The sequence below is a fragment of the Ruegeria sp. HKCCA5491 genome, from assembly GCF_013034565.1.
Classification (GTDB): domain Bacteria; phylum Pseudomonadota; class Alphaproteobacteria; order Rhodobacterales; family Rhodobacteraceae; genus Ruegeria.
This window is the reverse complement of record NZ_WQGG01000012.1, coordinates 20,577-34,309: the sequence shown is the minus strand read 5'-3', so window position 1 is coordinate 34,309 and position 13,733 is coordinate 20,577. Positions and strand designations below refer to the sequence as shown.

At 58.0% G+C, this 13,733-nt stretch carries 9 protein-coding genes; 5 read left to right on the top strand and 4 right to left on the bottom strand.

Translation table 11 applies throughout. From position 1 onward, the window contains the following. Nucleotides 1-2: 2 nt before the first annotated feature. The 3 genes from GOV88_RS15890 to GOV88_RS15880 form a co-directional block, all read right to left on the bottom strand. Complete coding sequence (locus GOV88_RS15890) at nucleotides 3-2,405, bottom strand: FAD-dependent oxidoreductase (protein ID WP_171241041.1); 2,403 nt, start codon at nucleotides 2,403-2,405, stop codon at nucleotides 3-5. 111 nt (nucleotides 2,406-2,516) lie between these two features. Next, entirely contained in the window at nucleotides 2,517-3,146 is a 630-nt protein-coding gene (locus tag GOV88_RS15885) for a glutathione S-transferase family protein (RefSeq protein ID WP_171241040.1), read from the bottom strand. Between the two features lie 22 nt (nucleotides 3,147-3,168). Further along, nucleotides 3,169-3,666, bottom strand: coding sequence for a class I SAM-dependent methyltransferase (locus GOV88_RS15880; protein WP_371808140.1), 498 nt, complete (start codon nucleotides 3,664-3,666; stop codon nucleotides 3,169-3,171). A gap of 233 nt (nucleotides 3,667-3,899) precedes the next feature. On the opposite strand from GOV88_RS15880, the gene GOV88_RS15875 reads away from it, so the two are divergent. Genes GOV88_RS15875 through GOV88_RS15855 form a run of 5 tightly spaced genes read left to right on the top strand, consistent with a single transcriptional unit; the run spans nucleotide 3,900 to nucleotide 11,120 of the window. Beyond that, nucleotides 3,900-5,672: an ABC transporter ATP-binding protein gene (locus tag GOV88_RS15875; protein ID WP_171241038.1), complete on the top strand. Its 1,773-nt coding sequence runs from the start codon at nucleotides 3,900-3,902 to the stop codon at nucleotides 5,670-5,672. Then, the gene (locus tag GOV88_RS15870) at nucleotides 5,665-7,575 is read left to right on the top strand and encodes an ABC transporter substrate-binding protein (protein WP_171241037.1); all 1,911 of its coding nucleotides are present in this window, start codon (nucleotides 5,665-5,667) and stop codon (nucleotides 7,573-7,575) included. Before GOV88_RS15875 ends, GOV88_RS15870 begins: the two co-directional genes overlap by 8 nt. A 13-nt stretch (nucleotides 7,576-7,588) precedes the next feature. Continuing rightward, entirely contained in the window at nucleotides 7,589-8,617 is a 1,029-nt protein-coding gene (locus GOV88_RS15865) for an ABC transporter permease (protein ID WP_171241036.1), read from the top strand. Next, nucleotides 8,614-9,768: an ABC transporter permease gene (locus GOV88_RS15860; RefSeq protein ID WP_171121747.1), complete on the top strand. Its 1,155-nt coding sequence runs from the start codon at nucleotides 8,614-8,616 to the stop codon at nucleotides 9,766-9,768. Before GOV88_RS15865 ends, GOV88_RS15860 begins: the two co-directional genes overlap by 4 nt. Then, nucleotides 9,765-11,120: a CoA transferase gene (locus GOV88_RS15855; protein WP_171241035.1), complete on the top strand. Its 1,356-nt coding sequence runs from the start codon at nucleotides 9,765-9,767 to the stop codon at nucleotides 11,118-11,120. Before GOV88_RS15860 ends, GOV88_RS15855 begins: the two co-directional genes overlap by 4 nt. Nucleotides 11,121-11,208: 88 nt before the next feature. Here GOV88_RS15855 and GOV88_RS15850 read toward each other — a convergent pair whose 3' ends face one another. Further along, nucleotides 11,209-13,584, bottom strand: coding sequence for a mechanosensitive ion channel domain-containing protein (locus tag GOV88_RS15850; RefSeq protein WP_171241034.1), 2,376 nt, complete (start codon nucleotides 13,582-13,584; stop codon nucleotides 11,209-11,211). Between the last annotated feature and the right edge of the window lie 149 nt (nucleotides 13,585-13,733).

The window sequence follows — 13,733 nt, the reverse complement described above, 5'->3', positions numbered from 1 at the left end:
CGTCAACCCCGCATCGCCTGGCCTTGCGGATCATAAGGCGACGGTGCAATCACCCTTGCCGGGCGCTCAACACCGACCACATGAACCGACAGATCAGTCCCCGGAGTTGCTTTGTCGCGGTCGACCAGTGCCATCGCCAGCGACTTGCCGGTGTAATGGCCATATCCGCCCGAGGTCACGAACCCGACCCGCTCACCATTGGCCCAGACGGGTTCATACCCGCTTGCGTCCGCATCCAGCGCATCAACCTCCAACGTGACCTGCAACTGCGCGGGGCCGTTGCCGTCGCGTTCGGCCAGTGCAGCATGTTTGCCGACAAACTCCTTGTCCCAGTCGATCCAGCGATCCATCCCCGTCATGCCGGGCGTGTAAAGCTGTGTGAACTCTGCCGACCAGATGCCAAAGCTCTTTTCAAGGCGGGTCGACAGCATGGCGTTAAAGCCGCATTCGCGAATGCCTTCGTCTGCCCCGGCTTCAAGCAGCATCCGGCGCAGCTTGATGTGATCACCATAACGGCAGTTGATCTCATACCCTTTTTCACCGGTGACCGACATGCGCGCAACACGGGCGCGGACGAGGCCGATATCGAAATCCCCGCAGCCCATGAATTTTAGGCCCGAGATATCCTGCTCAGCCAATTTCTCGACCACGGCCTGCGATTTTGGGCCGACTACGGCAAACCCACAATATTCCTCACCCAGATCGCGAACGGCCACACCGTCGATCATGTGGTCTTCAAACCACCGCATATGCCAGGCGCGCAGGTAATAGCTGCCCATGATCCACCATGTCCCATCGCCCCAGTTCAGCACAGTCAGGTCACCCTTGAGCCGCCCGTTCTCGCCCAGCATCGGGGCCAGCTTTGCCCGTCCGGGCGCTGGCAGTTTCGAGGCCATCACTTTATCCAACCAGACCTGCGCGTTGGGGCCGCTGACCTCGAACCGCGAGAAACCACTGATATCCATCAGGCCCACGCCCTCGCGGATCACCTTGCATTCCTCGGCTACGATGTCATGCGCGTTCGATCGCTTCAGGGTTGGTGTTTCCTCGAACCCTTTGGGCGCGAAATAAAGCGGCACTTCAAGATCCCAACTTACGCCCCACTTGCAACCCGCCTCGGTCATCGCGTCATGCGCCGGAGCCATCTTCAAAGGACGCCCCGCAGGCAGTTGTTCGTTCGGATAGGTCATCACGAACCGGCGGGAATAGAACTGTCCGGTCGTTTCGCGGATATACCGCTTGTTCTGCGCGAAATCGCCAAAGCGGGCCACATCCATAGGCCACGCATCAGCCTCGGGCTCACCATGGATCATCCACTCAGCCAGCGTCTTACCGACGCCACCGCCTTGCAAGAAGCCTGCCATCACCGCGCAGGCTGACCAATAGCCACGCTTGCCCGGCACCGGCCCGACCAGAGGGTTCCCGTCGGGCGCAAAAGTAAACGCACCGTTGACCCACGTCTTGATGCCCACATTCTGGATCGACGGATAGCGTTCAAAGCCCAGTGTCAGCTCATTCTCGATCCGGTCAAGCTGCTCCTGAAACAGTTCTTCACCGTAATTCCACGGCGCGCCGTCCATGGCCCAGTGTTCGTGTTCCACCTCATAAATACCAACCAGAACGCCCTTCTGGTCCTGCCGCATATAGGTGAAGCCTTCCAGATCCACGGTCATCGGCATCTCGAAATCCGCCTGCGCGACCTCGGGGACCGTGTCGGTGATCAGATAATGGTGCTTGAGTGGTGAGACCGGCAGTTCGACCCCTGCCATGCGGCCCACCTGCTTGGCCCAGAGGCCGGCTGCGTTGACCACGTGCTCACAGGTGATTGTGCCCTTATCGGTCACGACTTCCCAACCGTCGGCGGTCTGCGTCAGGCTTTCAACCTTGGTTTCTTCATAATATTCAGCACCGCGTTTCTTGGCTGCGGTCGCATAAGCCTGCACGGTGCCGGTCGTGTCGATATACCCTTCGCGATCCGCCCACATCGCGCCCAGCACACCATCAGTGGACATGATCGGGCAACGTCGCTGCGCCTCTTCCGGGGACAGCAACTCGCAATCGTCGATCCCAATGGATTGGAAGATGCGATAGTTCGCTTGCAGCCATTCCCACCGTTCCGAGGTGCCCGCCAAGGTCAGGCCACCTGTCATGTGCAGGCCGATATTCTGGCCGGATTCTTTTTCGATCTCACTCAGCAGGTCAATCGTATAAGCCTGCAATGCTGCCATGTTCGGATCGGCGTTCAAGGCGTGAATACCGCCCGCCGCATGCCACGAGGACCCCGACGCAAGACGCCGCCGTTCCAGCATCACCACATCCGACCAGCCAAACTTGGCCAGATGATACAGAACCGAGGCACCCACGACGCCGCCCCCGATGACCACAACACGATACTGAGATTTCATCCTGCACTCCCCTGCATGACTCGCAGGGGACGCTAGACGCACTGTTCACCTCTGTCTAGACATTTCTGTACAGTTCTGGTGGTCAAAATCTTGCAAAACCTGATCGGGACTTTAAAGCTGGGCGCTGGGTCGCGACGCTATCTTGTCAAACCAGGCCAGAGTTGCCGCGTTTTCCTGAGGAACCTTCATTTTGATCACGCGTGCGAAATCAACGAATACGAATGTCGAAATATCCGCCAACGTAAACACTTCGCCCGCGACAAAATCACTTTCGGCAAGCCTGGCTTCCAGAACATCGAAAAACCGCGCGACCCGCACTGTCGCGCGCTGCGCCAACTCGGGGATCTGGGCGTGGTTCACAGGTCCGGGTATCGCCCGACCTTCAAACGCAGGATGGGTATTGCGCAGCGCCTCGGCAATCGGCGCCCCGCCTTGTTGCTCGACGATACTGTTCCACATCAGAACCGCACCCTTTTCGTCCGGTGTCCGCCCCATCAAGGGCGGCTCGGGAAAGCGTGCTTCCAGATAAGCCGCGATTCCCAGATTCTCGGCCAACGTAGTCCCTTCGTCGGTTACAAGAACCGGAATGGTCGCGTTCGGATTGACGGCACGAAATTCCTCGCTGAGTTGCTCGCCCTTGGCAATGGAGATGTCGCGGGTCTCAATCTCAAGCCCTTTTTCAGCGATGAACATCCGTGCACGGCGGGGGTTCGGAGCAGTAGAGCAATCATAAAACAGCATCAGAAAAATCCTTATAAGCCAGTTAGCGGCGATAAACGAAGCAGCGGCCTTCGACGGCCCCCGTCGGCAATGGCAATTCTGTCAGGGTTTCGAAATACATCCGGTCGCTCGATACCATCAGCCCCCCTTCCGCCAAAAGCGGCTCGATCAAAGGCGACACAAGACGCGCAAACGCATCGTTCTTTTCCCGGTTGTGACCGCCAAGATCAGCGTGGATCACGCTGGCCGTTGCGCCAAAGCGATCCAGCGCCGCAGGAAGCGTTTCCCGTACATCCCCCAAAATCACCAGATCCTCTGGCGGGGTTGAATCAGGGTGCGAAGCAACAGCACGCTCAAAAACATAGACGGGCCGATCTTTGATATACTGGGCCATATGGTGATAGGTGCGACCATTGCCCAACCCCAGTTCGAACACAGGCCCCGTCATGCCTTTTGTCTGTGCAATGGCGTGGTCCAGACAGGCTCGCTGCGAAACCATACGGTCGATGAACAAATCGAGGCGGCTTTGGTCGTCAGGCACTGGGAAATCTCTCCTTGATATCTGTCGGTATGAAAGGTGGGGCCGACATCGCATTTGATGGCAAATCCTCAAGGCTTTGTGTAGGCAAATAGGCCTCGGATTCAAATTTTCGCGACATTTCAGCACAAGAACGGGTTTGACTAGTTGGGTCCAACCGCGCGAAACTGCTTCAAAAAACACGGGGAGTTGAACAAGCCGATGAAAACCCACGGCCAGACGGGTGGAAAACCCGCATGACTGCGTTGTTGTCTGTCCGAGACCTCAGCATCGGTTTCGGTGCGGGCGATTCTGTTGTCAAAGACGTCAACTTCGACGTCGAAGCCGGGCAGACACTTGCGCTGGTTGGGGAGTCGGGCTCGGGGAAAACGATCTCGTGCAGGGCGGCGCTACGCATCCTGCCGCGCACTGCACAAATTCGCAGCGGCACCATTACTCTGAATGATTCCAAGGGAATAGAAGACCTGACCCGGATCAGCGAACGCCAGATGAGGGATATCCGAGGCAACCGTGTTTCGATGATCTTTCAGGAGCCGATGCGTTCCCTGTCGCCCCTGCACAAGATCGGAAATCAGGTAAGCGAAGTCCTCTGGCTGCATCGCGGCGCGTCCGAAGCCCAGGCGCGCAAAGAAGTTCTGACACAGTTTGAACGAGTCGGGTTTCCCGATCCTCAGCGTGCGTATGATTCTTATCCGTTCGAACTGTCGGGCGGTATGCGGCAGCGCGCGATGATCGCGATGGCCATGGTTTCCAAGCCAGAGCTGCTGATTGCCGACGAGCCCACGACCGCGTTAGACGTGACAACTCAGGCGCAGGTGCTGGGGCTGATCAAAGAGCTTCAGCGTGAAACCGGAATGGCGCTGATCCTCGTAACACACGATCTGGGCGTGGTTGCGAATATGGCAGAGCAGGTCGTTGTCATGCACAAGGGCCGCGTCATGGAATCCGGCGCGGCCGCACCTATCCTGACCGACCCGGCGCATCCATACACACAGCAGTTATTCAACGCGGCCCCGGAAATTCCCGACGAAGATTCGGTAGGCATCCCGATGCCTGACGAGGACCTGATCCTGCAACTGAAGGGCGTATCCAAGACATATACAATGCGTTCAAGCAAAGGGTGGCAAGGGGAACGGCTGATACATGCCTGCCGTGGTGTTGACCTGAATCTTGCACGCGGCAAGACACTGGCCATCGTGGGCGAAAGCGGCTCTGGCAAAACCACCGCCGCCCGCATAGCCTTGGGCGCGGAGCCACCCGATCCGGGTGGAGAGGTTCTTTTCCGCACGTCCCCGAACGAGGACCCGATAACCGTTCACCGGATGTCTCGCGCGCAACGCACCGCCTTTCAGCGCAAGGCGCAGATGGTGTTTCAGGACCCCTACAGCTCGCTCAGTCCGCGTATGCGCATTCAGGACGCCATGACCGAACCGCTGGAAATACACAACATCGGCTCGGTTGCGGAACAAAGGGACAAGGCCGCCGAAATGCTGCAACGGGTCGGCTTGAACGCCGATATGTTGAAACGCTATCCGCACGCGTTTTCGGGTGGGCAGCGTCAGCGCCTGTCCATCGCACGCGCCATGATGCTGGACCCTCAACTCATCGTCTGCGACGAGCCGACTTCGGCGCTGGACGTGTCGGTTCAGGAACAAATCCTGACACTGTTGGAAAACCTGCAGGAAAGTCTGAACCTGTCGTATTTCTTCATCTCCCACGACCTGGCGGTCGTGGCGCGGATTGCCGACGAAGTCGCGGTGATGCGCCGGGGTCTGGTGGTGGAACAAGCCCCGCCCGAGACCCTGTTCTACAACCCCCGCCACCCCTACACCAAGGCGCTGATTGCCGCTCAGCCGGAACCCGACATCAACCGGCCCATTGACCTGAATTTGGTTGCTTTGGGCGCTGGTTCACCAGACAGTTGGGATGACGCCTTCCGATTTACCGACTCCGTGATACCTTCGCTGGTAGAGATGGAGCCCGGCCATAAGGTACGATGCCATGTTTAAGACCACTCGCCCCCTGTTACTGGCAGCCGCTTTTTCGGCCCTGTGTTCCCTGCCGACACTGGCCGCGACACCCACCCCAGTCGAAGGCCCCTTCTGGCAGTCTGAGGTCAGCGCGGGCAACCTACCCCCCATCGAGGAGAGGCTTCCGGCTGAACCCTTGGTCGTGGACCTTGCCGCGAAGGGGCGCGAATTTGGCACCCCCGGCGGCACCCTGCGTACGATGGTGACGCGTTCCAAGGATATTCGCCAGATGGTCGTTTACGGCTATGCCCGTTTGGTTGGATTTGACCAAAACTACGAGATTGTCCCAGACCTGCTCGCGTCTTTTGAAAACGAAGGGAACCGCAAATTCACGCTGCGATTGCGCGAAGGTCATAAATGGTCGGACGGCTCGCCTTTCACGTCCGAGGATTTTCGGTACTGGTGGGAGGACGTTGCGAACAACGAACTACTCAGCCCGTCCGGGCCGCCCGACTTCCTGATTGTCGAGGGCAAGCCGCCAACCGTCAGCTTCCCGGACGAAACGACTATCGTGTACGAATGGGAAGACCCGAACCCCGATTTTCTGCAATCGCTGGCGCAGGCCCGCCCGCCCTTCATTTACCGGCCTTCAGAATTCCTCAAGCAATATCACGAGAAATTCGCTGATGCCGATGAGCTGGCCTTTCAGGTCGAGGATGCCCGCGTCAAAAGCTGGGCCGCGCTGCACAACAAACTGGATAACCTTTATAAATTCGACAACCACCAACTGCCCACATTGCAGCCGTGGCTGAACGCAAGTTCCGGCAAGAAGATCCGGCACAATTTTGTCCGCAACCCTTATTATCACCGCATCGACAGCAAAGGCATGCAATTGCCCTATATCGACGTCGTCGAGATGGAGATCGTCGCCCCCGGACTGGTGGCCGCAAAAACAAACGCTGGCGAAACCGATCTGCAAGGGCGTGGGCTGGCGTTCCGCGACGCCTCGATCCTGAAGAAAGGTGAGACGGGCGGCGACTACAAAACCTTGCTATGGAAAACCGGGGTCGCGTCGCAGATCGCGATTTATCCCAACCTGAATTTTGCCGATGATGCGTGGCGCGAGGTTTTGCGTGACGTGCGCGTGCGACGTGCCCTGTCGTTGGCCATCGACCGAAAGACGATCAATCAGGCGCTCTATTTCAAGCTGGCGCAGCCAGGGGCCATGTCTGTTCTGCCAGCCTCGCCGTTTTATGACGAAGAAAACGCAAAGGCTTGGGCCCAGTACGATATTGAACAAGCCAACGCCCTGCTGGATGAGGCTGGCCTGACCGAGCGTGACAAGAACGGTATCCGCCTGTTGCCCGATGGACGCCCGATGGAACTGATCATTGAAACGGCAGGCGAACGGCAAGAAGTTGAGAACGCACTGCAGATCGTTACCGACACGTGGCGTGAGATTGGCGTTGACCTTGTGATGCGCCCATTGGACAGGGATATTCTTCGCAACCGGGTATTTGCGGGGAACACGATGGCCTCGGTCTGGTTTGGTTGGGATGACGGAATTCCGCAGCTCCATACCTCACCCGCGTATCTGGCGCCGACCGATCAGGTGTTTCTGGCCTGGCCCAAATGGGGGCAATACTATCAGACCGGAGGCGAAGCTGGTGAGCCGCCCGACATGCCCGAAGCACAGCGCCTGATGGAGCTGGCCCATGATTGGCAGATCGCCAAGACGGACGATGAGCGGCAGACCGCGTGGAACGAAATGCTGAAGATACACGCGGACCAGTTGTACGCGATCGGTATCCTGAACGGTGCGCCTCAGCCCATCGTTGTCTCGAACCGGCTGCGCAATGTGCCCGAGCAGGCAATGTGGGCATGGGAACCGGGTGCTCATTTTGGTATTCATCGTCCCGACGAGTTTTTCTTCGCCGACTGACAGGAGCAGCTAAATGGTAATGCTGCGCTATGCGGTGTATCGCTTTTTCACGATGCTGCTGACGCTTTTGTTGGTGTCGGTACTGATCTTTGTGATTATCAACCTGCCGCCCGGCGACTATCTCAGTAACCAGATCGCCGAGCTTCAGGCATCGGGCCAGTCTGCAGGCGTAGCCAAGGCCGAGTTTCTGCGTACGGAATACGCATTGGACCGCCCGATGTGGGAGCAGTATCTGATCTGGATGGGTTTCTGGCCCGGTCCCCACGGGTTCGAGGGCCTGATACAGGGCAATTACGGCTGGTCCTTTGAATTTGACCGTCCCGTAGCCGAAATCGTTGGCGACACTTTGTGGCTGACCGTCGTGGTTAACCTTGCCGCCATTCTATTCGTTTACGCGGTCGCCTTGCCGCTTGGCGTCATCGCCGCGGCCCGGTCCCGGACGTGGATCGACTATACCTCGGCGTTTGTTGGGTATCTTGGACTGGCCACGCCGAACTTCCTGCTGGCTCTGATCCTGTTCTATTACGGCCACCGCTACTTCAACTTGCCGATCGGCGGCCTGATGGACCCGTCCTTCGAGGGCCAGCCAATGAGCTGGGACAAGATGAAGTCAATTCTGGTTCACCTGATTGTCCCAACATTCGTGATCGGCACGTCCGGCGCGTCTGCCATGATGCAACGCCTACGTGCCAATATGCTGGATGAATTGGGTAAACCTTACGTGGAAACGGCAATCGCCAAGGGGATGTCTCCGTCGAGGATGCTAACGAAATACCCGCTGCGCGTGGCCTTCAATCCCTTTGTGGCGGATATCGGTAACCTGCTGCCGTCAATGGTATCCGGCTCGGTACTGGTGTCGGTCGTTCTGGGTTTGCAGACCATCGGCCCGACCTTGCTGACCGCGCTGAAAACGCAGGACCAGTTCCTATCTGCCTTTATCCTGATGTTCGTGGCCCTGCTAACCCTGATCGGAACCATGATCTCTGACATTCTGCTGGTCATGCTGGACCCGCGCATTCGCTATGAGGGGCGCGAGGCATGACCAAACGTTCCGACGGCCGCTTTGTTGACGACGCTCCGTTCGATCCGGATGCCGCCCTCCAACAACTTGAGCGCGCGGATTTGGACGCGCCCAACTGGGTTTTGGTCTGGCGAAAATTCAGAACGCACAAGCTGGGTCTGATCTCTGGCATCTTCCTGTTGCTGTGCTATCTGATGCTGCCGTTTGCGGGGTTCATCGCCCCCTATGGCCCGAATGAGCGCAACGACGAACACCTTTACGCCCCACCGCAAAGCATCAACTTTTTCCACGAGGGAAAGTTCGTCGGACCTTTTGTTTATCCAATCGTCGCCGAGGCTGACCTTGAGACATTCCAGTGGAAGTTCATTCCAGATGAGGAAGACCCGCGACCAATCCGGTTCTTTTGCGAAGGAACCGAATACAAGCTGGCGGGGCTGATCCGAACGGATACGCACCTGTTCTGTCCGCCCGAGGGCGCAACCCTGTTTCTGTGGGGCTCTGACCGTTTGGGCCGCGATGTGTTCAGCCGAATTTTATACGGCGCGCAACTGTCGCTTACGGTGGGCCTGATTGGTATCTCTGTTTCCTTCTTCCTTGGCATCTTATTCGGGTCCATGGCCGGGTACTTTGGCGGAAAGATCGACTGGGTTATCAACCGTGTGATCGAAATTCTACGCTCTCTCCCAGAACTTCCGCTGTGGTTGGCGCTGTCGGCTGCGGTGCCATCAAATTGGAGTCCGGTTGCGGTCTTCTTCATCATCTCGATCATTCTCGGGATACTCGATTGGCCCGGTCTGGCGCGATCCGTGCGCGCCAAATTCCTGTCCTTGCGGGAAGAGGAATATGTCCGCGCCGCCGAGATGATGGGCGCAAGCTCGGGCCGGGTGATCCGCAAGCACCTGTTACCAAACTTTATGTCTCACCTGATCGCTTCCGCCACTCTGTCGATCCCAGCCATGATACTTGGGGAAACGGCGCTCAGCTTCCTTGGCCTTGGCCTGAGGGCCCCTGCCGTCAGTTGGGGTGTGATGTTGAACGATGCCCAGAACCTCGCTTCGATCGAGATCTACCCATGGACGGCGATCCCGATGCTTCCGATCATTGTTGTGGTTTTGGCCTTCAACTTCCTTGGCGACGGGCTGCGGGACAGTCTGGACCCTTATCAGCAATGACCCTGATCTCTGCCCTTCCCGCATCAGATGGTTATTTGACAACGGGATCGGGTTCCCGGCCCAGTCTTTATGCAGTCTCCGAACTGGCAACCGCCAGTTTCGCCGCTGTGGGTCAGGAACTGGCCCGCTTGATTGCTGCGCTGAACCTTGCCCCCAGCGCGCCAGAGGTTTCGGTTGATCATCGGCTGGCCTCGCTCTGGTATGGGTTTTCCTTCAAGCCGGACGGATGGGACATGCCAAGCCTTTGGGACGCCATCGCCGGGGATTATCAGGCCGCGGATGGGTGGATTAGACTGCATACCAATCTACCCCGTCACCGGGCGGCGGCCTTGAAAGTATTGGGTGCCAAACCGGAGCGTGAGGCCGTATCGGAGGCAGTGAAAACCTGGGCGATTTCTGACCTCGAAACCGCGATCGTCGCAGAGGGTGGCGTTGCCGCCGCCATGCGCAGCCGTTCGGACTGGTTGGATCATCCGCAGGGGCGCGCCGCGTCCCGCGATCCCTTGATCGGGTGGACCAATCCCCGCCAGATTACCTTGCGCGACAGGCCGCAAGCGACGGCAGATCGCCCGCTGTCGGGCCTCCGTGTTCTCGATCTGACCCGCGTGCTGGCCGGGCCAGTATCCACACGCACCCTGGCCGGGTTCGGGGCCGAGGTACTTCGCGTTGATCCTCCGGGCTGGGACGAGCCCGGCGTGATCCCAGATATCTCTTTGGGTAAGCGCTGTACCTATCTGGATTTTAAATCACCCGCAGGCATTGAGCAATTGCAGTCTCTTCTGGCGCAAGCGGATGTGTTTGTACACGGTTACCGACCCGGCGCTTTGGACGCGCTTGGCCTGACACAGGCAAAGCGGGACGAACTTGCCCCAAACCGCGTCGAAGTCACCCTGAACGCATATGGTTGGCAGGGACCGTGGGCCAGTCGGCGTGGCTTTGACAGCCTCGTACAGATGAGCAGCGGAATCGCAGACGCAGGGCGCGTCTGGGCAAAATCCGACAAGCCGACGCCGCTGCCTGTGCAGGCACTGGATCACGCAGCCGGCTATCTGATGGCAGCTGCCATTCTTTCCGCGCTGGCCGAGGCCGCATCGGGTGGGTCTGTCATGCAGGCCCGGCTGTCGCTGGCTCGCACAGCCGAGTTACTGGCAAGCCTCGCCAAATCCGAAACTTCAGAAGACATAACGCAGGCCATGCCCGCCGATTTTTCTGACACGCCCGAGAACTCGGGCTGGGGCAAAGGCCACCGCCTGAAACCTGCCCTCAGTGTGGGAAAGGCAAACATGGACTGGCCCCTGCCTGCGTCGAAACTAGGCTCGTCCCAACCCAACTGGCTGACATCTAAGTCGTAGCGCGCCCGCCGCGCGGCACGCGCGGCCCGGCCCAACGCTTTGGGCAGTGCCTCGTCAGAGGCTCAATCCAAAGGGGCGGGAGACGCCCCTAGCGATCATCACCACCACCCGGGCCGATATCGTCGAGGTAATCCTCGTCAATCGCAGCCTGCACCGCACCAGTTACGGCCTCACGCTGTTTTGGTGTCAGGTCCTCGGCTCCTTTTTCGTCGGCCAGACGAACCGTAACCTCGCGGTGGGCAAAGCGAATGCCTTCACGGGCGAACAGCTCGCGGATGTCCTGATAGACCTTCTTACGCACAAGCCACTGATCACCCGGCTTGGTCATGAACTTGACCCGAATGATCATCGCGGAATCCTGCATTTCGATCACGCCCTGCGACTTGAGCGGTTGGATGAAATTGTCACCAATCACCGGGTCACTCAGCAATTCCTGACCCAGTTTCTTGATGAGCTTGCGCACCTTTTCAACGTCCGTGTCATACGTCACCCGCAGCGGCAGTTTCATGATCACCCAGTCGCGGGAATAGTTAGTCAAAACTTTGATCTCGCCAAAGGGAATGGTGTTCAGCGCGCCCAGATGATGACGCAGTTGGAACGACCGGACCGAGATCTTCTCAACCGTTCCTTTCACATCACCAATGTCGATGTATTCTCCCTTACGGAACGCATCATCCATCAGGAAGAACGCGCCCGAGAAGATATCCCGCACCAGCGTTTGCGAACCAAAGCCCACAGCCAGACCCACGACGCCCGCACCTGCAAACAGGGGACTGACATTGATGCCCAGTTCCATCAGGGCAATCAGTGCGATGGTCACGACAACTACGGCAAGGATCGCGCCACGGAACAGCGGCAGCAACGTGGCCAATCGGCTTTGCCCGCCTTCGCCCCCTTCATCGCCCAACTCGGCCTCACCCCCACCGTCATCTATCTCTTCGGCAATTTTGCTGTCGATCCAGACGCGGAAGAAATGGAACAGGATATACCCGATGAACAGGATGACCATCACGTCGAGGGCACGCTCGATGGGCAGGTCCTCGCTCCAGCTTGCATCCGGGTTCCAGATCACCACCAGTGCATACAGACCAACGACAAAGGCCAGAATACCAGCGACGCGCCGAGCCAGGTCCTCATACGTCACGATCGAGTGCTTGCGCCGCTCCGCCAGCGGTGTGTCAATGATTTCGGGTTCCTCATCCCTTTCGGCCTCGGCATTCATTTCTTCAATCTTGCGATTGCGGTCGAAATACCGTTCCAGAAGGTAGTTCATCGCGCCATACGCAATGACGACCGACATGAAGATGGCGTAGCTGCTTGCGACAATGGGAATCGAATTGTCGTTCTCCAGCACCAGATCGACCGCCAGTTTGAACCAGCTAAACACCATGTAAACGATCAGAACCGGGGCCCAGGCGAACGAGATAAACCGCAAAATCCATGACACTTGATCCGGTGCCCTGCCCCCGCGGATGGCATTGGATATGGAGCGCGCGTTGAACAGGATCATCAGCACATTGCCTAGCGCGCCAACCATCGTCAGGCCGCCATAGACCATGGCATAGACGTTGTAATTCAGGCCGAAATCCGCAACCCATGTCGAAAACAGCACCACGGTGATGTCATAGGTCGCCAATGCGGATGCCCAGATATACAGCCGCTTGGCATCCCGATCCGAAAACGGCGGCAGTCGGTACTGGCTTAGATACGGCGACAGCACCATACGCCAAAGGTCCGACACCGTTCGAGACAGGAAGAATGCTGTGAATATCGCCGTGACCGTGAACTGAATCGAGATATCTTCGGCCTCACCGAAGAACAAATACCCGACGATCAGCGCCATCAACATTGCAAAGACCGTGGCTCCGATCCCCATCAAGAAGCGGAACACCAAAAACGGCATCTTTTCGCGATACCCCTGCGGGTTTTCCTTGGACCGCGCAACGACGATCTTCTTGGCAATACGTTTGCCGTAAATCTCGGTGGACAGCCAACGCCCCAGCAGCAGGAAAAGGACATTCCAGAACAGAACCTCGACATATGTTTGAATGCGTCCGTCCGGGCTGGTCTGCCGCAAAATGTACTGAACTTCGAATATCGAATATGGCAACGCCTCGAGCCGCGAGACCATCGACTCGCGGAACTTCGAAAGCCGCTCCTGCGCCTTCATAAGTTGCGAACCTTCGGCCATCGGGTCATGCGGCTCGGATTCGGCCGAGGTGTCCTGTTGCGCACCCGTTGAAACGATCTGACCTGCGCTGTCGATCACGATGACACTGGCGCCACTTTCAGTGGCTGACCGAATTGCGGCGGCCAGATCGCCTTCGTCAGTCGTGTCTTTGGTGGTGCTTGTGGCGGCGCCGTATCCGGGAATAAGCGAGGTCTGCGCTGCAGCCCCATTTACCAAAACCACTGGCATTATCCAGACCAACAGGGCGAGAACGGCAAAAAATCTAAGTTTCATCAGGTGTTCGATTCAGTTCGGCATTTGCACAAAACACTACAGAAGCGTGACGCGGTGTTCAAATATTCAGCCTCGCGCTTCTCGTGATCGTGTCTATTCGTGTCTCGGGTGCACCGACGCCAATTGAAGTGTTTTCAACCCAGAAAAAA